Raw genomic sequence first — 21,816 nt, 5'->3', positions numbered from 1 at the left:
CGGCGGATCGCTCCGCCGGGCCTTCTTATATTCCACACCCCGAAAGGATCAGTTCCGGCTGGACCCCATGAACCGCAGCAGGAACAGGAACATGTTGATGAAGTCGAGATAGAGGCTGAGCGCGCCCATCACCACCGTCTTGCCCATCATGTCCGTGCCCGCGACATAGGCGTAGATGCTCTTGATCTTCTGCGTGTCATAGGCGGTCAGGCCAGCGAACAGCAGCACGCCGATGGCGCTGATCGCCAGGTCCATCACCGTCGACTTCAGGAAGATGTTGATCAGCATCGCCACGAACAGGCCGACCACGCCCATGATCAGGAAGGTGCCGAAGCCCGACAGATCCTTCTTGGTGGTGTAGCCATAGAGGCTGAGGCCCGCGAACGCCGCCGCCGTCGCGAAGAATGTCTGCGCGATCGACGCCCCGGTATACATCAGAAAGATGGACGACAGGCTGAGGCCCATCGTCACCGCATAGGCCCAGAACAGCCCCTGCGCCTGCGCCGTGGACAGCCGGTTGATGCCGAAGCTCAGCACCATCACGAAGATCAGCGGCGCAAACATCACGACATAGCGCAGGATGCCGCCATTGATCAGTATCTTGGCCGCCATCGAATCGGCGCCGCCCCAGGCGAACGCCATCGCGACCAGGCCGGTCAGCAGCACGCCGCTCGCCATATAATTGTAGACCGACAGCATGTAGGACCGCAGCCCTGCATCGAAAGCGACGTCCTGCGCGCCTGCGGCCGCGCCGCCAAGGCCCGACGGAGTCGTGCGGGGATCAGACCAGTTAGCCATGAGAAATCTTCTCCAAATAAGGCATATCGTCCGGCGATCATGCCGGTTCACCGTTTAATATCGGCTGAATCCGCAAGGGTTTCAAGGGAAAGCGGGTTTCGGGAACAGATTCACGGCCATCGCATTTCCGTCATTCCCGCGCATGATCGCCTGGCGAAGCATATCCCCTCTCGTCATCCCGGACCTGATCCGGGATCCCGCTTCTTCTATTTCCGTCGCGGCGCAAGATCAGCGGGACCCCGGATCAGGTCCGGGGTGACGATGGCAAAGAATAGTTCACGCCGCGCCCCACAGCCCCTACCATCCCCCCATGCACCGCCTGTTCGTCGCCCTGCGTCCGCCGGTTCCGGTTCGCGATCATCTGCTCGGCCTGATGCACGGGGTGGAGGGCGCGCGCTGGCAGAGCGATGATCAACTGCACCTCACCCTGCGCTTCATCGGGGAGGTGGACCGGCATCAGGCCAGCGACATCGCCGCCGCCCTCGCCCGCGTCACCGCGCCCGCCTTCGACCTTGCCTTGTCCAGCGCCGGAACCTTCGACCGGCGCGGGCGCATCGACACGCTCTGGGCCGGGGTGACGCCGCATGATCAGGTGGCGGCGCTGCACGCCCGCATCGATCGCGCCTGCATCATGGCGGGCTGCGCATCGGAACATCGCGCCTATCTGCCGCACATCACGCTCGCCCGGCTCAACCGGTCGAGCGCGCCGCTGCACGATTTCCTTGCGGCTAATGCGGGCCTGTCCAGCGCGCCTTTTCCGGTCGCCGAGTTCGGCCTTTACGAGAGCATCCTCGGCCGCGAAGGGCCGGTCTATCATCTGGCCGAACGCTACCCGCTCGCGCCCCGCTGATCCCGCAAAATCCGGTCGAGCAGGCCGCCCGCCGCGCCCATAATGTCATGCCACACCGTGTGGAAGCCATCATCGCCGCCATAATAGGGATCGGTCACGCCCTCCCCCTCCCGGCCGGCCAGATGATCGAGCATCAGCAGCAGTTGCGCTGTCCCGTCGCGCGGGCGCAGCCGTTGCAGATTGCGGTAATTGTCGCCGTCCATCGCCACGACATAGTCGAAGGCATGGAAATCCCCGGCCTTCACCTGCCGCGCGCGCAGGCCGCAGATATCCACGCCATAGGCCTCCGCCGTCGCCTGCGCCCGCCGGTCGGGCGGATGGCCGCGATGCCAGTTGCCGGTGCCCGCGGAATCAATCTCCAGCGCAACGCCCCGCTCCGCCGCCAGATGCCGCAACGCCCCCTCCGCCATGGGAGAGCGGCAGATATTGCCCAGGCATACGAATAGCACGCGGGGGATGGCTGGCTGTCCGCTCTGCTCCGTCATTGCAGAGCCTCTGGGGAGCGCTTCATCGGTGCGATCATCCTCCGTGCTCCTGCAAAAGCAGGAGCCTAGGGTTTAAGGCACATTCTTTGGGCGTGGTGGTGCAAGCAAGGAAAGCCCCTTCCCCGCATGTCTACGTGCTCCTGCGGAAGCAGGAGTCCAGTTCAGACGGCGGGACTGGGCTCCTGCTTTCGCAGGAGCACATCCTTAACAGGTCAAGCGGAAGTCCTTCTCAAACCGCCGTCAACACCCCGCAGGCCAGCCGCCCGCCCGCATTGCCGGTCGGATCGGTTTTCATGTCGTCGGCCGCCGCGTGGATCACGATCGCCGCGCCGTCCGCATCGAGCAGAGGCGCGTCGCCGCTCGTCAGCTTCGCGCCGGGGATGGTATATTCCAGCGTGCCGGACCCATCCGCGCCCAGCAGGATGTTGGGCATGTCGCCCATATGCATGCCCTGCGGATTATCCTTGCCATGCTGATGCTTGGTCGGGTTCCAGTGGCCGCCCGCGCTGGCGAAGTCGGGCGCGGTGCAAACGCCGGTGGTGTGGACATGCGCGGCATGGGTGCCGGCGGGCAGGCCCATCACCTTGATGCTGACGGTCAGCCCGGCGGCGCTCTCAACGACCTCGGCGGCGCCCTTTTCGGAACCGTCGGCGGCCATCAGCACCGCCTTGGCAGTGAGTCCTGCGGGCGGGGCGGCGGAGGCGGCGCTCGCCGCGCCGTCATTGTCCGACGCGCAAGCGCCCAGCATCAGCAACGCGGTCATCATCGGCAGGGCGTAGGTCGCTTTGGTGGGGGCTGTCATGGGGGCACTCCTTGGCGGACGGGGGAAACTTAACGGCGAACGCCGCACGGCCGCCTTTGTTGCGAATGAGTCTCTTTCTGTCACCCTTTTTCGACGCTATCCAGCGGCGGCATGTCCAGGGCCGCCAGCATGGCCCGCATCGCCGACGCCTCCTCTGCGCCATTCGCCGCCTCGAACGCCGCCTGCGCCCGCCGCCACCGGACGCTCGCCTCGGCAAGCCGCGCCTCGCCCGCCGGGGTCAGCCGCACCACCCGCGCCCGCCCGTCCGTCTCGGACCGGCCCATGTCCACCAGCCCATCCCGCTCCAGCGGCCGCAGATTCTGCCCCGCCGTCGACCGGTCGAGGTCCAGCGCCCGCGCCAGCCCATTGACCGGCATCGCCCCCTGCGCGCCCAGCAGCGCCAGCATCGAAAACTGCGTCGCGCGCAGGCCCAGCGGGGCGAGGCAGGCGTCATAATAGTTGGATATCCGCCGCGCCGCCCGGCGCAACGCGATGCAGTTGCACGCCATGAACGCCATGGGCGATCCGCTGTCCATCATCATCTCCACCAAGGTTCCGGCCCGCATCGGCCCGGCGCTTCCGGGCGTGACGCGCATCCTAGACCAGATTGGCGCGGGACGATATAGGGGGATATCCCCTTTTATTCGTTCGACAGCAATGATCATCGCAAAGAAAGGACCGCCGCCATGAAAAAGTCGTCACGCACGCTCCCGTCGCTTACGCCGACGCTCGCCGCTCTCGGTCTCGCCCTGGGCGTCGCGCTTTCGCCAGCCGGTCCGGCGCTGGCGCAACAGACGCCGCCCCCGACCTCCCTCGCCGCGCCAGTGCCGACCACGCATGTCCTTGCCATCGGCACGCTGGTTGAGGGGCACACGCCGCAGAGCATCCGGGCGATCATGCCCGACGAGGTGCGCGATACGGTCGGCCTCTATCTGTCCGGCCGTATCGAACAATGGTGGGTGCAGAAGGAGAAGCAGGGCGTCATATTCCTGCTGAACGCCACGAGCGCGGACGACGCGCGCGCCTTGCTGGCGGACCTGCCGCTGGTGAAGGGCGGCATATTGCGCTTCGACCTGATGCCGCTCGGCCCGCTCAAGCCCTTGCAATATCTGACGGACGCCGGGGCGCGATAGTCCCCGCCCCCGGAGCGGCCCTTCTCGGCTGATCATGCGCCTTCGAGCCTATGGAAACCGTGCTCCTGCGCATTGCCCTATAACCCAGGTCGAGACAGGTTCAGCGCCGGTCGAAGGTCAGCGTCGCGATATGATAGAGGGTCGCGACCTTCTGCCCGCGCAGGGCCAGGTCGCCCTTCTCCTCCTGCGTCGCCGACAGGATATAGCGGCCCTTTTCCTTCAGCGGCAGCGTCACCTGCCCCTGCGCGTCGGTGACGAAGCTTTTCGACCATTTGTCCGGCGTGATCACGGTCAGCTTCGCGCCGGGCACGGCCTTGCCGTCGCGCAGCAGCAGGAAGCTGTCGGCATGGGCCGCCCCGGGCGCGATCTCCAGCGGCATGGCCGCCGCCTTCTCCGCCCGTCCGGCGCGGGCGTAATAGATGACGCCCTCCTTCTTGCCGTCCTCGCCCCACGGGTCGAACACATTGTCGTCCACGACGCGGACGTCGCCTGCGGGCGCCGCCACCTCGATATAGCCCGCCTTGCGCACCTGCGCCGCCTGCGACGCAGGCACCAGCCGGGGCGCTTTCAGCTTCTCAAACTCCGGGTCGCCGCCTTCGGGCAATGCCTCGCCCGGTTCGCCCAGATAGATGCGCGCCGGGCCTGTCCCGTCGCGCTCCACCCACAGCTCATGCGCCTGCGCCGCCGGCGCGGCCAGCAGCAACGCGGCAGCCGCCATGGTCAATCTACGCATCGTCCATCTCCTTCATAATCCCCCGCGCGCTCGCGCAGGCCCCGCCCGATCGATTCAGAACCGGTATCCCACCGTCCCCATCACATTGCGCGGCGCGCCCATGAAGCAGTCGCCCCGCGCCAGGCAGGAGGCGAAGAACTGCTTGTTGAGCAGGTTCGTCGCGTTGAGCGAGAAGCGCCACTTCTCCCATGTCACTTCCGCCAGCGCATCGACCGTGGTGCGCGACGGCGTGATGATGGAATAGAGTTCGCCAGCGGGAATGGCCGGGTTCAGGCCATAGGGATCGCGCATGCCGGTGGACACGCTCTTGCCGTTATAGACGACGCCCGCGCCCAGGCGGAGCTGCGCGCCGTCCGTGACGCCGAAGGTCTTGGTCGACCACAGGGACGCCGTGTGGCGCGGCATATAATCGAGGCTGGTGTTGGTTTCGGACTTCAACTTGGAATAGCCGTAATTGACCAGCAGCTCGAAATTGCCGGGCAGGGTGTGGCTCGCCTCAAACTCGAAACCCTTGGTGTTGAGTTCGCCCGACTGTGTCGTGGAATTGTTCGCGCCATAAAGGATGCGATTGCGCTCCTTGATCTTGAACGCCGTGACCGTGACGAGCGTGTTGACGCCCGGCTGCCACTTCACGCCCGCCTCATATTGCGTGCCCGTTTGCGGACGGTAGGGGTCGCCCGGAATGCCGCCCGGCAGTTGGAGGTTGCCGGCGACCGGCAGGAAGCTTTCGGTATAGCTGAAGAAGGGCGAGATGCCCGCGCCGATCTCCCCAATGACGCCAGCGCGGAAAGTGGTGGCGTTGTCCTTCTGGCCCGACGATCCGGTCACCCGGTCACGCCGCGCGCCCAGCACCATAGAGATGCGGTCGAAGAAACGGATCTGGTCCTGCACATAAACGCCCAACTGCTTCTGGCTTTCATAGGCGTAGGGACCGGTGGGGGTATATTCCTGCAGGGCGTCATAATCGATGTCATAAATATCGATCGTCTCAACGCCGAGCACGCCGCGCTTGCCCACCTTGTTCCAGCTATAGTCGATGCCGACGAGCAGCTTATGCTCGATATTCGCGCCGGTATTGAAGGTGAACTGGAGGTTATTGTCCGTCGAAAAGACGTTCATCTTCGCATTGCTGGCGTCGGCATAAAGACCGATGGTCCGCCCATCCGTACCGTACACCAGATAGGGATTGGTCGGGTTGGTGTAGCTGTCGGCATAGTGGGTGAAATAATCGAGGTCGCTGTCGATATAGCGGGCCTTCAGGCTCAGCCGGATATTGTCCGAGAAATTATGCGTGATGCTGCCGCCGCCCTGCAGCGAACGGCCCGCATAGCGATCCCATCCCGCCTTGCCGACAAAGGTGTAGCGGTCGAGCGTCTCGCCGGGATTGCCCGGATTGGGCCGGAACGTGCCGACGATCGGCAGGAATTGCGACGTCGATCCAGTGTCGTCCTCCTGATAGAGGCCGGTCAGCACGATGTCGGTATCGGGCGTCGGCTGCCAGCGGATCGACGGCGCCAACATCACCCGGTCGTCGGGCACATGATCGACATAGGTGCCGGAATCGCGCACCCGGCCGACGGCGCGGATCGCCAGATTGTCCGCCAGCGCGATATTGACGTCGCCCAGCGCTTCCTTGCGGTCATAGCTGCCATAGACAAGGTTAAGCTCGCCGCGCGTCTCGAAGTCCGGGGTCTTGGACACCAGGTTGACGAGGCCGCCGATGGACCCCTGTCCGAACAGCACCGACGCCGGTCCGCGCACAATCTCCACGCGGGAGAAATTATACGGATCGGACGTGATGCTGGCATAATAGGAGAAGATGTCGCGCATGCCGTCGCGGAACTGCAGCGCGTCCAGACCGCGCACATTGAAGCCGTCGACGCGGGTGTCGCGGCCATAGGGATTGGCGAGGACGCCCGCGGCATATTTCACCGTATCGCTGATGCTGATCGCGCCCTGCGACAGAAATTGTTCGGACGTGATGACCTTGATCGGCTGGGGCAGCTCGATCAGCGGGGTTTCGGTCTTGGTGCCGGCGTTGGCGGCGGTGACGATGATGGTTTCGTCGCCTTCCGTCTCGCTGCTCGCCGCATCGCTTGCGCCCGCCGCGAAGGCCGCAGGCCCCCACATCGCGATCAGCGCGGCGCTGGCCAAGACTATATTCTTCAAGCGCACCACGTCATTCCCCTTTTGGTTTTACAGTCGGGGGACCGGTTACAGCTAATGAGAACGCCTATCAATAGCAAAGTTTCATGAGTATTTATGAACGAGGCGGTTCCAGATCATGACAGAATATGAACATGCAATCCGCCGCCCGCCGCAGAGAAACAGGCGCATTATGAGCAGCGCTGACTGGTTTCAGGTCAAATAAGCGATGGCCCGGAAGGGCAGGCAGCTTCCTTTTTTAAATCCTCCCCTTCGAGGGGAGGTGGCATTCCAAAGGAATGACGGAGGGGTGTCACCATATCGATAGCGCGCCACCCCTCCACCATCTACGCCGGTCCCCCTCCCCTTGCAGGGGAGGATTTTTCAGGTCCCTAATAGGCCGGAGAACACCTCCCCCTTTCGTCATTCCCGCGACCCGAAGAGCGACCGAAAGTCGACGCGGGAACCTATCTCTCCCCACACGCCTGATATGCCCAAGGCGCATTAAGGCCCCGTGTCCGCGGGGATCACGAGGTTGAGTGGATTGCGACAATAACCTGCCGTCATCCCGGACTTGATCCGGGATCCATGGGCCTCAACCGTTGCGGGAATGCTCCACTATAAGAGCCAATGGATGCCGGGTCGAGCCCGGCATGACGGCCAACAGGCAAGTCCGTTTCCGCCCGCCCCACACCAGCACCCTCCAACGCCCCTCATCCAAATCCGCCCGCCTTCATCGCGCAAAGAAAAAGGGGCCGGTCTTTCGACCAGCCCCCAATTCTCGTTCCGATCCCGGAGGATCGAAGCTGATTACATGCCCGAACCCGGACCGTAGGTGATTTCCACGCGACGGTTCTGCAGTTCGCGAACGCCATCGGCGGTCTCGACGCGGGGCTTGCTCTCGCCGAACGCTTCGGTGGCGATGACGCCGTCGGGGATGCCCTTCGACGACAGGTAAGCCTTGACCGAGTCCGCACGGCGCTGGGACAGGCCGACGTTGTACGAGGCCGAGCCCGACTTGTCGGCGTGACCGGCAAGCATGACCTGCGCGTTGCCGCAGTTGCTGTAGGCCGAGATCGCATTGTCCAGGATGGTCGCTGCGTCGGGCGTGATGTCCGACTTATCCCATTCGAAGAACACGATGTACGGTCCAGGCGTGCACTCCACGGCCGGCGGCGGAGGCGGCGGCGGGGGAGGCGGCGGAGGCGGCGGCGGAGGCGGCGGCGGGGGTGCCGGCGGCTCGCCGAAGTTGTAGGTCAGGCCAGCGAGGATGCTGTGCGTACGGATGCGCGCATCGACGTCCGAACCGGCGGCCGGGCCGCCCAGCGCGTTGCTGGTGACGACGCCGATGTCGCCATGGTTGAAGAAGCGATACTTCAGCGACGCATCGAGCTTGCTGGTCAGCGGGAAGCGGATGCCGGCCAGAGCCTGCCATGCGAAGCCCGTGTCCGAATCGTCGGTGGTCAGCGTGTAGAGATAGGTGCGGGCAACGCCGACACCGCCGCCGATGAAGCCCTGCAGGCCGTCATCCGGGCCGAAATCCAGCAGGCCGTTGACCATGAAGTTCAGCGTGCGGAAGTTACCGCGCGTCGACTGGATGCCGTTGGTGTAGACATTGCTGTCCGTGTAAGCACGGCGGTAGCCGACTTCGGTTTCCAGACGGAAGCCGCCGAAATCGTAACCGATGACGCCATCGACGTCATAGCCGGTGTTGTAGTTCACGGTCGAATTCGGGGTAACGATCTTGAGCGTGGTGTCTTCCACGATCATCGCACCAGCGTCTACGCCGATATACCAGGACTTGTCGCGGGCAAAGGCTGGTGTAGCCAATACCGTTGTAGCGAGCGCTGCTGCGAGGGCAAGCTTCCGCATATTATTCCCCTTTCAAAATGGTCACAAAGGACTGCGGAAACCCTCTATCCTCCCGAAAGTTTCATGGCAAGCGCGCAATTGTTTATTATGTTGCACAAATGCTACAGTTTCAAAGACTTTGCCCCATCTATGCATTATGAAACAATCGGCCTGTTCGCACGCGCAAGATGGTTAAAGCATTGTTTTACAGGCATGGCTAACGGCGCGTTAGGACATGAAATCCACACTCCTGCAGCGGCTCTCCCCGTCTCAGCTTTCCACCAGTCCATGGCTGCGCAATGCGGTCAATATCGCCCCTATAGCGGTCCGCGACTCCGCATCGATCACGCTGCCCCCGGCCGGTCCGGGAATCGCCGCCTGCCGCGCCGCCACCACGCGCTGGCCGCCGCTATAATAGCCGTCCCCGCGCGCATCCTCATCCACCCAGGCGCTGCCGTCATGACGCATCGCATGCCCGCGATCCGCCACCCAGCAGCGCATGCCCGCAACGGGCGCGGCGAAGCGCCAGCCGCCCTGCGTCCATCCGGCGATCATGCCGTCCTTCCCCGCCCAGGCGCCCGTCGCCCCGGCATCGACGATCCAGCATCGCCCCGCCACGGGTGAGACCGGCGGGACATGCGCGTCCGCGCTTTCCGCGACCGCCTGCACCAGCATGTCCAGCAATGTCAGCGACTCATTATGGGTGATTTCCTTCTGCGCCTGCCCGGCATGCATCATCGGCAGCGCCAGCCGCGCGCTGTGCTCACCTGCCATAGTCGGTCTCCTCTGGGTTGGATCATTTGGGGTTAGATCATCCGGGCTTAGGTCATATGCCCAGCATGACGGACGCGGCGCGGCCCACCGCCTGCGCGCCCGCCTGGCGGATGTCCAGCCGCAGCGGCCCGCCATGCCCCGCCGCCGCATCGGCCGCGATCATCGCCGCGCTGTACGTCCACAGCGGCGCGGCGGTTTCCGCGCTGCGCACCGTCACGCCGCCATCCATCAGCCGCAGGGCATAGCGTTCGCTCTCCTCGCCCAGCGGCGCGTCAACGCCGTCCAGCCAGCGCCATCCCGCCCGGCTCCGCCGCACCCATCGCACGGTCACGCCGCCCGCGCCGTCCGGCTCCTGCGCGACATGCACCGGCGGCAGGGGGATCAGCGCCTCGCCCGTCACCGTCAGCGCCGCCTCCGCCGGGACCGCATCGCCAATGCCGATCGCCAGCATGGACAGCGCCGCGCCAACATGCACGGCATCGTCCGCCACCGCCGCCAGCCGGTCCTGCTCGATCATCAGCAGCGCTTCGCCCGCGCCGTGGCCGCCCGTCGCCCACTCCGTCCCCCGCCGCCCGCGCAGCAATCGGCTGAGGCGGAAGCGGCGCGGCCCGGTCTGCGCGGCGCTGCCGAACTGGATCAGCTCCCGCCCCACCAGGCACAGGTTCGCGCCATTGATCAGCGCCGCGTCGTCCGCCGGATGCAGCGTCATGCCATCGGCCAGCATCTCCACCTCGATCATGGTCGTCATGTCGAACAGCATCGCCGACCCGTCGCCCGTCGCCGCCGCCACCGTGCCCATCGCCGCCGCAGGGGCCGTGCCCCCGGCCGCCACTGCCTCGCCCGTCCCCGGCGTCACGGTGAACAGCGCCGCCCTGCGCCAGCCCTCGCTCTCTCCCGCCGCCGCCGCGACCACCACCGGCGCAGCGGGCGGCGCATCGCTCAGCACCGGCAGGTCGGCCAGCATCAGCACCGTCGCGCCATGGGGCAGGTCGGGCTGCGACACGCCCGCGCCGCCGGACGCGGGGAGCATCCCGGCGCTGCCGCCCGCCTGCCCCTCCAGCGTCAGGCGCACGCCCATCGCCTCCCATTCCGTCTCCGCGATCCGCCAGCGCCCCGGCGCGCCCTCCACTGTCACGATATCGCCCGGCGCATGGATCAGCGCCTCCCAGCCGCAGGTCAGCGCCAGCCGCCGCCGCGCCGCCCATTGCGCCGCCAGCCGGTCATGCGCCAGCGTCCGCGCCGCGCCCGCCGCCATCGCTTCGGGCAGGTCGACGCTCGCCTCCCGCCGCCCCGGTCCGGGCCGCACCGCCTTCTGCACCCCCGCCTGATAGTCGCGCGCCGGATCATAATGGCGCAGCGCCAGCCGCACCGGCACCGCCTCCGCCGGGGTCCGCGCACGCTGCACAGGGACCGCCGCCCGTCCGTTCAATCGCGCCGCGAACATCGCAGCATCAATCGCCCCATCCGCCTCCACGCCGCCATCGACCGCCAATCCGCCCGCCGTCTCGCGCACCGCCCAGCCCCGGCTGTCCATCACTGGCGCAATCGCTCCGCGCACATCCTCGCCCCCGGCCGCATAGCCGCCAATCGCCACGCCCGCCGCGCCCGTGACCCGTCCGCCGCTCAGCGCCCCGATCATCGCCCCGGCATCCACCACGCCCGCATCGGCGATCAGCTCGAAGGTCAGCGAGGGTATCCGGTTGCCATAATCGGCCAGCGCCAGATCCTCGAACACCGCATAGGCCATGCCGCGATGCGCGGGCGTGACGCCTGCCCCCTGCGCGGCGGCGATCAGCGGATCGACCGCCTGATCCTCGCCCCCTGCATGAAAGCGGAACGCCCCCACCGCGCTCTTGAAATCGCCCGCCGCGCCGCGCAGCAGATTGCCGTCGGCCCATATCCGCCCGATCCCCTGCGCCGCCCGCGCCGACAGCGCCACGGCGAAGCTCGCCGAATAGCTGTAGGTGGTGACGCTCGGCTTGCCCTTGCCGCCGCCGCTTTTCTGCTTGGTCTCGCGCAGGTCCGTCGCCCAGATGACGGTGCCCGCCACCCGCATCCGCCCGAACAGCTTGGGCACCTGGCTGCCATAGCTTGACGTCTGCACCTGCAGTTCGGCCAGCCGCGGCCCTTCCCGCCCCTTGGGCTTGAACAGCACCGCCTGATCCACCCCCCGCCCGATCAGCGCGCCCAGCGCACCCCCGATCGGCCCGCCAATCGCCGTGCCGACAGCGGTCAGGACAAGAGTGGCCATGATGGGGGTCCTTTTGGATATGGGGATAATCAGGTCGATCGCGACACACCGTCATCCCAGCGGATGCTGGGATCTCAGGCGGCTGGGTCGCGCGCTCCCATCCCTGTGGGAAAGGATCGCAACGGACCATTGGGTCCGAAATCGCACTATCTCGATCTGGACTTGTCAGAAGGGATAGGATTGATGACGAAATATGTTCCGGTCCGATAATGGCCAGATGCGAAGCGGATAGGTTGCTTCATGATTTCGAACCTGATCTGCGAACCGCCAAAACGCTTCTGGCAAGCTACCGGCGCGGCGCATAGCGGCGCACAATAGCTGGTTAGAGGATGTCTAGTCTTGCCCCGAAGGGCCGCTGGCCTCCCGGAAAGCGCGATCGTCCGGCTGGCGATCAGGATCGGTGTTGAGGAACAGGCGATGCCTGAAAGCGAGCGTTAGTTTGCCGGATACGAAACCGAGATCAGGTATCGCATAGATTACAGGTGGAGACCGAGAAAGGACGCGCCGGGGACAGGATTGAACGAGATCGGCTCCGCCGCAACAAAACCAACAGTTTCATAAAGCCTGCGCGCGGGAATAAACTTCGCCTGCACATCCAGCCTCATTTCGCTGTAGCCTGCAGCGCGGGCTTCTTCGATCAGGCGTTCGGCAAGAATGCGGCCAAGATGACGTCCCTGAGCGCTAGGACGAACATATAGCCGTTTCATCTCGCATATGTCTGGCGTGACTTGGCGCATCGCAACGCAGCCCTCAATTTCGCCTTCCTGATCCGCGAGCAGAACGCATCCTTTTGGCGACGCATACTTACCCGGCAACTTGGCGAACTCGGCATCATTGTTCTGATAATCGAGATTTACCGGCGAATTGGCGATAAACTCACGCCAGATACCCAGAACCGCCGCCGTGTCATCAGGGAAGATCGCGTGCCGTATCACCGCCATGACATGAATGTCTTGCCGAAGATCATGTCCACAATGAGACAGTATTTTGAGAGTATTGTGGTGATACCCACGCAGCAGATTCAGGCCGTGAACTTTACAAACGGCGCTTTCCAACATCGTCCGAAAGCAGCTTTCTAACTACGAGCCGCCATTCTACGACGGGAGCGGCCACCAAACCGCCCCCGCCCCGCGCAATTCACCGGATCCGGCCCCGCCGGATCATATTCACAATGCCCAGCAGCACGATTGCGCCGCCGAACGCCACGGCCAGCGTCACCGGGTTGAACGGCGCGACGCGCAGATTTTCGGTCCCGCCGGTAAACACGCTGAACAGCCACCCGCCCAGCATCGATCCGACGCATCCGACAACCACGTTCAGGAAAATGCCTTGCTGCGCATCGGTGTTCATGACCTTGCTGGCCAGCCAGCCGATAATTCCGCCCATAACCAGGGCAATGATGAAGGTAATCATGCCGTCAGTCTCCTTAAACGCGGCGCCGAGTCGGACCCCGCTTAAGGAAGCATAAACCAACTCCTTGGCGTCGCGTAACGAATGCGATGCTGCGGCGCGGAACGGCTCATCGCCCCGCCCGCCACAGGCCGATGACCGGCCAGGGGGATGCGCCCGGCATCTCCACCACGCGGCGCAGCCCGGCATGGGCGTGGACATGGCCGCCCGGCACCGCGACCATCATATGCGCCTGCGCCGGTCCCGCGCGCACCAGCACAAAATCGCCCGCCTTGCCCTTGCGCACCGGACGCAGCCCCGCCGCGCGCAGCCAGCCGGCGAACAGCGCCGCATCCCCGCCGCGCAGCCCATAATGCTCCGGCGCAGCGCCTGCATGCCCCGCCCGCCGCGCGCACAGCAGGGCCAACCCCACGCAATCCACCCCCGTCTCCGCGCTGCGCCCATGCAGCCGGAACGGCGCGCCGACCAGCCCAAGCGCCGCCGCCGCGATCCTGTCGCCCTTGGTCATGGATGCCCCCGCTTCTCTTTCGTCATCCCCGCGCAGGCGGGGACCCTTCTCCCCCACATGGGGGGCGATGCACTCTATCCCCGTCATCCCCACGAAAGTGGGGACCCATCTCCGGCACCGCGCCTCGGCATAGGAGGGGAGATGGTTTCCCGCCTGCGCGGGAATGACGATGTATAATTTCCGCATGTCCCCAAACCCGTCATTCCGGCGGAAGCCGGAACCCATCCCTCGCCACACCCACCCCATGCCGAAGGCGAGATGGGTCCCGGATCAGGTCCGGGATGACGAGGGGATAGGATCGTGCGTCCCAATCCTCACCCGCCGGGATATCGTGTCAGCAAATCATTCCCCGGCAGGTACGGCTCGCCTCTGAAATTCGCCGCATTGCCGAACCGCGCCGAACAGGTCGCTATCCGCTTGTCGCACCCTTCGGTCAGCAGCGCCAAAGTGCCCGCCGCCACGGCGAAGGCAGGCGGATCGGCCAGAGTCACGCCGCCCGCGTCGGACGCCATCACCGCCTGCACGATCCCGCTATTCGCGCCCGTCATCCAGCGCAGGCTGCCAAACGCATAGGCCCCCGCCGCCAGTCCGCCGCCCGCCACGCTCACGGCCTGTCCCTCGACGCCCGCCACGCGCACCACCCGCCGCCGCGCCGCCATATCGGCCCGGCACGCGGCATCGCCCAGCATCGCGCGGCAATCGGGCGAGGTTTCCGGCGCGACGGGCATGTCCAGCACCGCGCCCGGCCCCACCAGTTCGGCGGTGAAGGCGTCGCCCTCCCGCTCCACCGCGCCGATCTCGCCCCGCGCCAGCTCCAGCCACAGCGCGCCGGGATCGGTCCACTCGGTCAGCATCAGCCACAACGAAGCCCCGTCCCAGCGCCCCGCCTCCAGGTCCGGCCCGTGCAGCGCATCGCTCGACAGCGCGCCCCGCACGTCCATGCTCTCCGGCGTCAGGCCGCTGCCCCGCCGCACGGCGGACGGCAGCATCCCCGGCGCGGCGCGATAGGTCACGCCGCCGATCGCCATATCCCGGTCATGACTGGTGAGGCCAATCGTCACCCCGTCCCGCCGCTCCAGCCGCCAGCAGAAGGCAAGCGCGGCCAGCTCCTGCGCCAATATCTCCCGCGCCGCGCTCATTCGCGTATCTCCACCAGCGGCACGGACGGCGCCTCGCCCGCGGCAAAGGTCGCGCGGCTGATCTCCAGCCGGTCAGACGCGAACCGCACCGGCACATCGAAATAGAAACCCGCCCGGATCGCCGCACCGCTCGCCGGGGCCGTGTCGAACGCGATCACCCCCTTGCCGATATGGGTCCAGCCGGTCAGCCGCTCGGTCCCGTCCACAGACAGCCGGATCGTCCCCGCCACCGGCCGGGTGATGGCGCGCCTTTGCCCGTCCACGCCCGCGCCATAATATTTGCAGAGCGGGAACTGGCTCACCACGCCGTCACCCGTGCCCAGATGCTGGTCCATCGGCGTCGGCGCCTCTCCCACATCCCCGCTACAATTGTCGAACGGGTCGGTGAAGCGGAAACCCCGCGCCGCCCCCCGCCGCGCCCGGAAGAATCCGGCCAGCATCGCCATGTCCGCCTCCGACCGCACGCCCGGCCCGGCATCGAACGACAGGCGCGCATCCGCCCAGTCGCTCGACCGCCTTTCATGCCCGGACGGACTCTCCACCGTCTGCGTCGAAAAGGCCGGCGACACGCTCGCCTCGCGCCCGATCGCGATCGGGAAATGCACATCGTCGAAAGCCTGCATTTGCGCCTCCCCGTTGCGGAAGAATGTGAACCCGTCGCGCGCCACCTGCGGCAGCGCCCAGATGAAGGTCGCCGCAGTCCCGCGCGCGACCGACGCCTCCGCCGCGTCCGAAATCCGCGCCCACTGCGCCGCGTCCTCCGCCCGCAAAACGAAGCCGGAAAAATAATGCTGCGCAGCAATCGGATATCCCAGCCGCGCCGTCGCCTGCTCCACGCCCCGCGCCGTCTGGGCGGAGCGCCCCTGCGTCACCCAGTCATAATCCTCCAACTGCAGCATGTCGAAGGCCGGGCTTGCCCAGCCCGTCGGCATGTTCGCGCGCTTCGCCTCCGGCGCCGCCAGGTCAAGCACGGTCGGCAGATAGGTCAGCAGATGCATGACCGCCCCCGGCGCGACATCGCGCACCGCCTCGCACAGCGCCGCCGTCGAATTGGCCAGCACCGCCCCCGCCGCATCCAGCAACGCCTTCTGCGCATCGCTCAGCGCGCCGCGCACATCGGGGATCGCAACAGGCGATCCGCCGAACGCCGCCCGCGCCGCATCGTCATACAGGCATATCCGCCCGTCCGCCGGCATGGTCCACCACCACGGCTCCCCCACCTGAAACTTGACCGGCAATCCCGCAGCATTGGCGATGCCCACAAAGGCCCGCGCCACCGCCTGCAAATATCCCATCGCGCTCCCATTGGCGGGCGACAGCAATGTCGATGGCGGGTCCCATCCGGTCAGCGCCCGGTCGCCATTGGCCGCCCGCTGCTTCCACGCCTCCGGGCAGTGCGCGTCCAGCAATTCATAGGAGAGCGACCAGATGATCCCGAACCCCAGCGCCTTCGCTCGGCTACCGAAATCCGCATGCCACGCCGCGCACGGTCCGTTGAGCGCGCCGCCCGTCAGCGTCGCCTTTCCCGCGGCGTCGAGCCGGAAATAATGGCTCATGCCGACATAGTGATTAATGTCCCCGCGATAGCCCAGCGCCATGATGCTGCGCAGCATCCGCTCCGGCGTCTGGTTGCATCCGTCGTCATATCCGGTGGCCATCGACAGCCCATGTTCGGGCACCATGATGTCGCCGATGTCGAGCACCGACCCCGATCCGTCGCAGCGCATCTCCGTCAATTCCGCCCACCCTTGCGCGGGCGCAGCAAAGGCCGTCGCCCCCGCGCCATAGCCGGGCGGGACCAGCGATATGAACATCCGGTCGACATCCCCCGCCCACACCGGGTCCGCCTCCCCCGGCAGCAAAAAGCCGCCATCGAGCGCAGCAAAATCCAGCACGACCTGCGCATCGTCGGGATCGCCATCGGCATAGTTCCACAAGCGCACATACCAGGTGCGCGGCGCTCCGCCCGCGTCCCGCCCCTCGATCGTCAGCGTCGGACCATGCACCGCGTCGAGCGGCTTGATCCCCCCGCTCCGCCACCGGAAGCGCAGCACGCAATTGCGGAAATCCCGGTCGGTCGCATAGGCCAGCAGCACATGGTCCCAATGGTCCTCCGCGTCCCAGATCAACCCCGCCAGATCGCCCGATCCGTAAAACACCGCATCGACCCGCAGGGCATCCGCGCCCGCCGTCACCACGCTCGCCATCACCGGCCGGGGGAAGTTGACGGTCCACAGCATCGGCGCAAACCGCTTGACCCGCCCCGCCTCCTGCCCCCGCCGCGCATCCGCCAGCCAGTAGGTCATCGCGCGCCTCCTTCCCTATAAACCCCTCTCCCACCGGGAGAGGATACAAAGGCTTGGCAGCCCGCTGCCTAGCCGCAGTTGGAGAGGGGTTCGGGGCAAGAGGCGAAATCCCTCGCCCCACACCCGTCATTCCCGCGAAGGTCAAAGGGAGGCACGTGACTCCCTTTGAGACCCATCTCCCCACGAAGCGCAGCGGAACGACGTGAGGACACACCCCACCCCGTCATTCCGGCGCAAGCCGGAACCCATCTCTCCCCACATCCACCCCGCGCCGGAGGCGAAATGGGTCCCGGATCAAGTCCGGGATGACGAACCTCTCATGCCAACACATCGTCATTCCGGCGAACGCCGGAACCCAACTCTCTTCAAACCCCGCCTGTGCCCAAGGCGAAATGGGTCCCGGCTTTCGCCGGGATGACGCGCTTTTGGCTGAACCCCTGACCTAGTCGTCATCCCCCCGCATGCGGGGACCCATCTCCCAACCTCACCCGACAGGCAGGCGTCGCCCCCACCCGTCATTCCGGCGAAAGCCGGAACCCATCCCTCCCCAACATCCAGCCCGCGCCGAAGGCGAAATGGGTCCCGGATCACGTCCGGGATGACGGTGGAATGGCGCAAAAAGGTGCGGCCCTACTCCGAAAGCGCCCCCCGCACCGCCCGCGCCACCTGCCGCGCGCTGCGCGCCAGCGCCTGCGGAGCCTCACCCCCCGCGGCATTCACATTCACCGTCACCCGCACATCGCGCGCACCGCCGCCGCTGGACGGCACCACCCGCCCGCTGCTCGTCGGGACAAACAGCTCCGGCCCGCGCTCGCCGACCAGATAGCCGCGCCCCGGCGACACCGGCCCGCCGGTCGCCCGCCCCGGCAGCCCCAGCGCGGACCCGATCAGCGACGCGCCGATCCCCAGCAGGCCCGCGCCACCCCCAGCGCCTCCGCCGCCGCCAAGCACGCTCCCGATCCCGGCCCGCAGCGCGCTCGCCGCAATCGCATCCAGCACGCCCGCCGCCACCCGCGCCAGATCCTCAAAGCCGAACTTGCCGGTCTTGACCGCGCGCAGCAGCCCTGCCTCGATCGCCCGCCCCGCCCGGTTCGCGCCCGCCTCCAGCGGACCTTCAAGGCCCGTCCGCATCGCCTCCACATCGCGCGCAAAGCTCTGCGTATCGGCCCGGACGCTCACGACCAGCCGCTCGATTTCCTCATCCATCGGGATACATCTCCATGAGTTTGGCGATGGTCTCGCCATCGGGCACGGCGCCAGCCGCGCCGTCCGCCCCATCCCCCCGCGCCGCCGCGAATATCGCGTCCAGCTCCCCCGGCGTCGCCGCCCAGAACTCCCCCGGCCGCCACCCAAGCAACAGCCCCGCCATCCCGGCCAGGCGGGACGCGGCGTCGGTGAACTTTTCCATAAGCCCCTCCCTTTCAAGGGAGGGGGAAGGGATGGGTGCGATTGCGCCTGCAATCGCTGGCGGAGCCACATATGCCATCCTGAAGGCTCGCTCCGCTCGCGACCCACCCCAACCCCTCCCTTGAAAGGGAGGGGCTAGGCGGACGCCCCGATCAACACCTGCCGCAACACGCATTTCAGCACCGGGCTAACCTGCGCCAGCCCCATCGCGACCACCGCCTCGCCCACCTGCTCGCGGGTCAGCGCTTCGGGCCGCGCGGCGATGCAATGCCAGAACAAAGCCGCCATCTCCGACAGCCGCATCTCTCCCGCCGCAGCCCGGTCGACCAGCGCGAACAGCGGTCCCAGCTCCGCCTCCGCCGCCACCAGCGCCGCAAAGCTCGGCCGCACCACCAGCGCCTCGCCCGCGACCAGCAACACCGCCTCGCCCCGTGCAGGATTCGCCTGTCCGGTCATCGCCACCTCCGTCCAAAAGCCTCATCGTCACCCCTGCGCAGGCAGGGGTCCCGCTGCTTGGGCTATTATGGATGGAGAGGCAGAAAGCGGGACTCCTGCCTTCGCAGGAGAGACGGGTGTGGGCATAGCCGCCATCCTCACACGCTCGCCACGGCCCCCGAACTCTCCAGGCTCACCGTATAGCTCCGCTCGCCATTATAATCCCCGGCATAGTCCAGCCGCGTGACCAGAAACCGGCCGCGCATCCGCTCGCCGCTTTCGAAGCTCAGCTCATAATCGTCGATCGTGCCGGACAGCGCATGGTTGCGTATCCGCAGCTCCCCCGCCGATCCGGTGAATAGCCCGGCCGCCGACACGCTGACCGCCCGCACGCCCGCGCCGGACAGCAGTTCGCGCCACCCGCCGCTGTCCTTGCTGGTGATGTTCACCGCCTCGCCGCTGACCGACATCTGCGTCGTGCGCATGCCCGCGACGGTCGCGTAGGCGACGGGCGCGCCGCCATCCCCCACCTTCAACAGAAATGCGCTTCCCTTCTCCACCGGCATGATGTGACCTCCTTCCACCGTCACCCCTGCGCAGGCAGGGGTCCCGCTTCTTCCTGCAAACGGGCGCTTCCGATTGACTTGAAAGCCCCCGCTCTCCACCCTTGCCGGCATGAGACCGGTCCTGATCTTTCCGCTATTGCTGATCCCGCTATCGCTTACGCTCGCCGCCTGTTCGGACCGCAAAGCGCCCGCCCCGGCCCCCGCACAGAATGCGCAGGCCCCGGCGGAAAGCGCGCCGGAAAACACGACAGAAAATTTGGCGGAAAACATTGCGGAAAACAGGGCGGCCAAAACCGCCCCGCCAGATTCCGCGTCAACCCTGCCGCCAACCCCGGCACCGGCCCCGCCATTGGCGCAACAGGGCCGCGTCACCGACAGCGCCAACATCCTCGGGCAAGCCGCCCGCACGGCGCTGACCGCCCGCCTTGCCGCATTCGAGGAGCGCACGCAGCATCAGGTCGCCATCGCCACCGTCCCCACCCTCCATGGCGAGGATATCGGCGCCTTCACGCGCGACCTGGCCAATCGCTGGGGCGTGGGGCGCAAGGGGCATGACGACGGCGTCCTCATCCTGATCGCGCCCAACGACCAGCAGGTGCGGATCGCCGTCGGCTACGGCCTGGAAAAAACGCTGCCCGAATCCCTCTGCCGCCAGATCATCCAGGACCATATGCTCCCCGCCTTCGCAGGCGGCGATTTCGCCGGCGGGCTGGACAAGGGGCTGACAGCTCTGATCGCGGCAATGGACGAAGGCAAAAAACCGCCCAACGATCAACCGTCATCCCGGACCTGATCCGGGATCCCGCTTATTCTTGGCCATTCCAAAAGAATAGCGGGACCCCGGGTCAAAGCCCGGGGTGACGGTTGACGTCCGGTGATGCTCGACATTGTGTTCAGGTGAAGCCGAAAAGGGTGATTTCCGAGTACGGGAGCGCAGCGTACTTAAAGTACGTGAGCACCGGAACGCAGGAAATCGCGCTTTGCAGGCCCGCCTGAGCGCAATGTCGAGCATCACCCCAACACCCGCACCCTGTAATCCATCACGCACGACCACCCCCGGTCGCGCCCCTTCACCGTCCGCGACCGCAGCAACGCCACCGTCCCGATCCGCCACGCGCCGTCTACCACCCCGCTCATCCCGCGCACCACGCCGTCAGCCAGCCGCATCGCCGCCGCCAGCCGCGCGGGCGTCTCCTGCGCGTCGAACAGGCTGAGCGTCATGCGCAGCTCGCGCCCGTCCGCATCCTTGGTGCCCCAGTCGCTGCCCAGGCATTCGCCGACCACCGCATAGGGCGGCGTCGCCTTCACCGGCGCACCATCATAGACGCCATTCAGCAGCGCCCCCAACGCCGCATCCTCCGCCAGCGCCGCCAGCATCGCCGCGCGCACGGCCAGTTCCGCGCTCATCGCCCGCCACCCGCCGCATCGCGCAGTCCAAGATCGCCCAGCCAGCGCCGCATCAGCCCACGTCCCTCCAGCACGATATCATCCCCCTCAACCGTGGCCGCCACGCCCGGCGCTTCCTGGGCCACCGCCCGCGCAATCGCCGCCCGCCGCCGCGCCGCCGCCCTTACGCACAGCGCCCGACCCCGCGCTTCCAGCATCCGCCAGCTCATGTCAGGCGCATCCGCCGCCACGGCCGCCACAGCGCCGTCACCGCGGCGGGCGGCGCGTTCAGGCCATCCCGGTCGGTGAACATATGCGCGGCCAGCCGGACCACCCCCTGCCGCAATCCTTCGGGCAGGCCGTCCCAATCCTCGGCCATGCCCGCGACCAGCGGCACCTCGACCCGCCCGGCGCTGCCCGGCGTCGTCACCCGCACCCAGCCATCGCCGCTTGCATCGATGTCGATCGCATGGCTCCCCACCGGCAGGGTAAAGACAGACCCCTCCGCCGGGATGCCGCGCAACGCCCCGATGCTGCGCACCGGCGTCACCGGCAACCGCGTCCAGCGCTCCGCAACAGGCATGGTCGCCACCCCCGCCCGCGTGAGCGTCACCTGCCCCGTAAACGCCTCCGCATGCGCCAGCGCCGCGCGCAGCAATTCTTCCGTCAGCGCGTCCTCGCCATTGCTGTCGATGCGCAGATACGCCTTCACCTGCGCCACCGCGCCCTCCAGCGCAGCGGCGTCAGGCGCCTCCATGACCACCGTCATTGGCGCCCCCCTTCATCATGGAATGGAAATTGGGCGGGCATAACCTCCGCCCACCTCTCTCCGTTCGC

The 21,816-nt window shown here is 66.7% G+C and carries 24 protein-coding genes; 3 read left to right on the top strand and 21 right to left on the bottom strand.

Annotation, left to right across the window (positions count from 1 at the left end; translation table 11 throughout):
• Window positions 1–48 precede the first annotated feature (48 nt).
• Window positions 49–798 (bottom strand): Bax inhibitor-1/YccA family protein, encoded by a 750-nt coding sequence (locus KFK14_RS02180; RefSeq protein ID WP_212609710.1) that lies wholly within the window; start codon window positions 796–798, stop codon window positions 49–51.
• Between the two features lie 310 nt (window positions 799–1,108).
• Between KFK14_RS02180 and thpR the strand changes: the two genes are divergently transcribed.
• Window positions 1,109–1,648 carry an RNA 2',3'-cyclic phosphodiesterase gene (gene thpR, locus KFK14_RS02175; RefSeq protein ID WP_212609709.1) on the top strand — a complete coding sequence of 180 codons (540 nt, stop codon included), beginning with the start codon at window positions 1,109–1,111 and terminating at the stop codon, window positions 1,646–1,648.
• On the opposite strand, the gene KFK14_RS02170 is transcribed toward thpR, so the two are convergent.
• The 3 genes from KFK14_RS02170 to KFK14_RS02160 all read right to left on the bottom strand — a co-directional run bounded on the left by KFK14_RS02170 (window position 1,627) and on the right by KFK14_RS02160 (window position 3,501).
• Entirely contained in the window at window positions 1,627–2,133 is a 507-nt protein-coding gene (locus KFK14_RS02170) for a low molecular weight protein-tyrosine-phosphatase (RefSeq protein WP_212609708.1), read from the bottom strand. The two genes, thpR and KFK14_RS02170, sit on opposite strands and share 22 nt — an antisense overlap.
• Window positions 2,134–2,362: 229 nt before the next feature.
• Window positions 2,363–2,899, bottom strand: a complete 537-nt coding sequence (locus KFK14_RS02165; RefSeq protein ID WP_425516678.1) for a superoxide dismutase family protein — start codon at window positions 2,897–2,899, stop codon at window positions 2,363–2,365.
• 116 nt (window positions 2,900–3,015) lie between these two features.
• Window positions 3,016–3,501, bottom strand: coding sequence for a MarR family winged helix-turn-helix transcriptional regulator (locus tag KFK14_RS02160; protein ID WP_212609707.1), 486 nt, complete (start codon window positions 3,499–3,501; stop codon window positions 3,016–3,018).
• A 120-nt stretch (window positions 3,502–3,621) separates the two neighbouring features.
• On the opposite strand from KFK14_RS02160, the gene KFK14_RS02155 reads away from it, so the two are divergent.
• The gene (locus tag KFK14_RS02155) at window positions 3,622–4,068 is read left to right on the top strand and encodes a hypothetical protein (RefSeq protein ID WP_070158261.1); all 447 of its coding nucleotides are present in this window, start codon (window positions 3,622–3,624) and stop codon (window positions 4,066–4,068) included.
• Between the two features lie 100 nt (window positions 4,069–4,168).
• Here KFK14_RS02155 and KFK14_RS02150 read toward each other — a convergent pair whose 3' ends face one another.
• From KFK14_RS02150 to KFK14_RS02085, 14 genes are all read right to left on the bottom strand, one after another.
• Window positions 4,169–4,801, bottom strand: coding sequence for a nickel uptake transporter family protein (locus KFK14_RS02150; RefSeq protein ID WP_070158262.1), 633 nt, complete (start codon window positions 4,799–4,801; stop codon window positions 4,169–4,171).
• A 54-nt stretch (window positions 4,802–4,855) separates the two neighbouring features.
• A complete protein-coding gene (locus tag KFK14_RS02145) occupies window positions 4,856–6,931 on the bottom strand; it encodes a TonB-dependent siderophore receptor (protein WP_212610985.1) in 2,076 nt (691 codons plus the stop codon).
• Between the two features lie 825 nt (window positions 6,932–7,756).
• The gene (locus KFK14_RS02140) at window positions 7,757–8,818 is read right to left on the bottom strand and encodes an OmpA family protein (protein WP_212609706.1); all 1,062 of its coding nucleotides are present in this window, start codon (window positions 8,816–8,818) and stop codon (window positions 7,757–7,759) included.
• A 249-nt stretch (window positions 8,819–9,067) separates the two neighbouring features.
• Window positions 9,068–9,571, bottom strand: a complete 504-nt coding sequence (locus KFK14_RS02135; RefSeq protein WP_212609705.1) for a DUF2793 domain-containing protein — start codon at window positions 9,569–9,571, stop codon at window positions 9,068–9,070.
• A 52-nt stretch (window positions 9,572–9,623) separates the two neighbouring features.
• Complete coding sequence (locus KFK14_RS02130; protein ID WP_212609704.1) at window positions 9,624–11,822, bottom strand: phage tail protein; 2,199 nt, start codon at window positions 11,820–11,822, stop codon at window positions 9,624–9,626.
• A 476-nt stretch (window positions 11,823–12,298) separates the two neighbouring features.
• Window positions 12,299–12,763 carry a GNAT family N-acetyltransferase gene (locus KFK14_RS02125; RefSeq protein ID WP_212609703.1) on the bottom strand — a complete coding sequence of 155 codons (465 nt, stop codon included), beginning with the start codon at window positions 12,761–12,763 and terminating at the stop codon, window positions 12,299–12,301.
• A gap of 196 nt (window positions 12,764–12,959) precedes the next feature.
• Window positions 12,960–13,235, bottom strand: coding sequence for a GlsB/YeaQ/YmgE family stress response membrane protein (locus KFK14_RS02120; RefSeq protein ID WP_171905962.1), 276 nt, complete (start codon window positions 13,233–13,235; stop codon window positions 12,960–12,962).
• Between the two features lie 106 nt (window positions 13,236–13,341).
• A complete protein-coding gene (locus KFK14_RS02115) occupies window positions 13,342–13,740 on the bottom strand; it encodes a peptidoglycan endopeptidase (RefSeq protein ID WP_212610984.1) in 399 nt (132 codons plus the stop codon).
• A gap of 314 nt (window positions 13,741–14,054) precedes the next feature.
• On the bottom strand, window positions 14,055–14,879 hold the full coding sequence (locus KFK14_RS02110) for a DUF2163 domain-containing protein (RefSeq protein WP_212609702.1): 825 nt from the start codon (window positions 14,877–14,879) through the stop codon (window positions 14,055–14,057).
• Entirely contained in the window at window positions 14,876–17,185 is a 2,310-nt protein-coding gene (locus KFK14_RS02105) for a DUF2460 domain-containing protein (protein ID WP_212609701.1), read from the bottom strand. Before KFK14_RS02105 ends, KFK14_RS02110 begins: the two co-directional genes overlap by 4 nt.
• A 630-nt stretch (window positions 17,186–17,815) precedes the next feature.
• On the bottom strand, window positions 17,816–18,391 hold the full coding sequence (locus tag KFK14_RS02100; RefSeq protein WP_212609700.1) for a tail tape measure protein: 576 nt from the start codon (window positions 18,389–18,391) through the stop codon (window positions 17,816–17,818).
• On the bottom strand, window positions 18,384–18,593 hold the full coding sequence (locus KFK14_RS02095) for a phage tail assembly chaperone (protein WP_212609699.1): 210 nt from the start codon (window positions 18,591–18,593) through the stop codon (window positions 18,384–18,386). The genes KFK14_RS02100 and KFK14_RS02095 overlap by 8 nt, the downstream gene beginning before the upstream one ends.
• 134 nt (window positions 18,594–18,727) lie before the next feature.
• The gene (locus tag KFK14_RS02090) at window positions 18,728–19,048 is read right to left on the bottom strand and encodes a GTA-gp10 family protein (RefSeq protein WP_212609698.1); all 321 of its coding nucleotides are present in this window, start codon (window positions 19,046–19,048) and stop codon (window positions 18,728–18,730) included.
• A gap of 137 nt (window positions 19,049–19,185) precedes the next feature.
• A complete protein-coding gene (locus KFK14_RS02085) occupies window positions 19,186–19,593 on the bottom strand; it encodes a phage tail tube protein (protein WP_070158274.1) in 408 nt (135 codons plus the stop codon).
• Window positions 19,594–19,702: 109 nt separating this feature from the next.
• Here KFK14_RS02085 and KFK14_RS02080 point away from each other — a divergent pair, with 109 nt between their 5' ends.
• Window positions 19,703–20,386 (top strand): TPM domain-containing protein, encoded by a 684-nt coding sequence (locus KFK14_RS02080; RefSeq protein WP_212609697.1) that lies wholly within the window; start codon window positions 19,703–19,705, stop codon window positions 20,384–20,386.
• A gap of 218 nt (window positions 20,387–20,604) precedes the next feature.
• Here KFK14_RS02080 and gp17 read toward each other — a convergent pair whose 3' ends face one another.
• From gp17 to KFK14_RS02065, 3 genes are read right to left on the bottom strand one after another with little or no spacing between them, the layout of a single operon-like run.
• Entirely contained in the window at window positions 20,605–21,000 is a 396-nt protein-coding gene (gene gp17 / locus KFK14_RS02075) for a tail completion protein gp17 (protein ID WP_212609696.1), read from the bottom strand.
• Window positions 20,997–21,209 carry a hypothetical protein gene (locus KFK14_RS02070; protein WP_212609695.1) on the bottom strand — a complete coding sequence of 71 codons (213 nt, stop codon included), beginning with the start codon at window positions 21,207–21,209 and terminating at the stop codon, window positions 20,997–20,999. Before KFK14_RS02070 ends, gp17 begins: the two co-directional genes overlap by 4 nt.
• Window positions 21,206–21,748 carry a head-tail connector protein gene (locus KFK14_RS02065; protein WP_246524814.1) on the bottom strand — a complete coding sequence of 181 codons (543 nt, stop codon included), beginning with the start codon at window positions 21,746–21,748 and terminating at the stop codon, window positions 21,206–21,208. Before KFK14_RS02065 ends, KFK14_RS02070 begins: the two co-directional genes overlap by 4 nt.
• Window positions 21,749–21,816 lie beyond the last annotated feature (68 nt).

The organism is Sphingobium phenoxybenzoativorans (assembly GCF_018286635.1).
Lineage (GTDB): Bacteria > Pseudomonadota > Alphaproteobacteria > Sphingomonadales > Sphingomonadaceae > Sphingobium > Sphingobium phenoxybenzoativorans.
Note: the sequence above shows the minus strand (reverse complement) of the source record. Positions and strands in the feature narration are given on the sequence as shown.

Bases quoted from the DNA above. Each gene is read 5' to 3' on its own strand.
- KFK14_RS02180 (WP_212609710.1), bottom strand. From the start codon at position 798: ATGGCTAACTGGTCTGATCCCCGCACGACTCCGTCGGGCCTTGGCGGC.
- thpR (WP_212609709.1), top strand. From the start codon at position 1,109: ATGCACCGCCTGTTCGTCGCCCTGCGTCCGCCGGTTCCGGTTCGCGAT.
- KFK14_RS02170 (WP_212609708.1), bottom strand. From the start codon at position 2,133: ATGACGGAGCAGAGCGGACAGCCAGCCATCCCCCGCGTGCTATTCGTA.
- KFK14_RS02165 (WP_425516678.1), bottom strand. From the start codon at position 2,899: ATGATGACCGCGTTGCTGATGCTGGGCGCTTGCGCGTCGGACAATGAC.
- KFK14_RS02160 (WP_212609707.1), bottom strand. From the start codon at position 3,501: ATGCGGGCCGGAACCTTGGTGGAGATGATGATGGACAGCGGATCGCCC.
- KFK14_RS02155 (WP_070158261.1), top strand. From the start codon at position 3,622: ATGAAAAAGTCGTCACGCACGCTCCCGTCGCTTACGCCGACGCTCGCC.
- KFK14_RS02150 (WP_070158262.1), bottom strand. From the start codon at position 4,801: ATGCGTAGATTGACCATGGCGGCTGCCGCGTTGCTGCTGGCCGCGCCG.
- KFK14_RS02145 (WP_212610985.1), bottom strand. From the start codon at position 6,931: ATGTGGGGGCCTGCGGCCTTCGCGGCGGGCGCAAGCGATGCGGCGAGC.
- KFK14_RS02140 (WP_212609706.1), bottom strand. From the start codon at position 8,818: ATGCGGAAGCTTGCCCTCGCAGCAGCGCTCGCTACAACGGTATTGGCT.
- KFK14_RS02135 (WP_212609705.1), bottom strand. From the start codon at position 9,571: ATGGCAGGTGAGCACAGCGCGCGGCTGGCGCTGCCGATGATGCATGCC.
- KFK14_RS02130 (WP_212609704.1), bottom strand. From the start codon at position 11,822: ATGGCCACTCTTGTCCTGACCGCTGTCGGCACGGCGATTGGCGGGCCG.
- KFK14_RS02125 (WP_212609703.1), bottom strand. From the start codon at position 12,763: ATGGCGGTGATACGGCACGCGATCTTCCCTGATGACACGGCGGCGGTT.
- KFK14_RS02120 (WP_171905962.1), bottom strand. From the start codon at position 13,235: ATGATTACCTTCATCATTGCCCTGGTTATGGGCGGAATTATCGGCTGG.
- KFK14_RS02115 (WP_212610984.1), bottom strand. From the start codon at position 13,740: ATGACCAAGGGCGACAGGATCGCGGCGGCGGCGCTTGGGCTGGTCGGC.
- KFK14_RS02110 (WP_212609702.1), bottom strand. From the start codon at position 14,879: ATGAGCGCGGCGCGGGAGATATTGGCGCAGGAGCTGGCCGCGCTTGCC.
- KFK14_RS02105 (WP_212609701.1), bottom strand. From the start codon at position 17,185: ATGACCTACTGGCTGGCGGATGCGCGGCGGGGGCAGGAGGCGGGGCGG.
- KFK14_RS02100 (WP_212609700.1), bottom strand. From the start codon at position 18,391: ATGGATGAGGAAATCGAGCGGCTGGTCGTGAGCGTCCGGGCCGATACG.
- KFK14_RS02095 (WP_212609699.1), bottom strand. From the start codon at position 18,593: ATGGAAAAGTTCACCGACGCCGCGTCCCGCCTGGCCGGGATGGCGGGG.
- KFK14_RS02090 (WP_212609698.1), bottom strand. From the start codon at position 19,048: ATGACCGGACAGGCGAATCCTGCACGGGGCGAGGCGGTGTTGCTGGTC.
- KFK14_RS02085 (WP_070158274.1), bottom strand. From the start codon at position 19,593: ATGCCGGTGGAGAAGGGAAGCGCATTTCTGTTGAAGGTGGGGGATGGC.
- KFK14_RS02080 (WP_212609697.1), top strand. From the start codon at position 19,703: ATGAGACCGGTCCTGATCTTTCCGCTATTGCTGATCCCGCTATCGCTT.
- gp17 (WP_212609696.1), bottom strand. From the start codon at position 21,000: ATGAGCGCGGAACTGGCCGTGCGCGCGGCGATGCTGGCGGCGCTGGCG.
- KFK14_RS02070 (WP_212609695.1), bottom strand. From the start codon at position 21,209: ATGAGCTGGCGGATGCTGGAAGCGCGGGGTCGGGCGCTGTGCGTAAGG.
- KFK14_RS02065 (WP_246524814.1), bottom strand. From the start codon at position 21,748: ATGACGGTGGTCATGGAGGCGCCTGACGCCGCTGCGCTGGAGGGCGCG.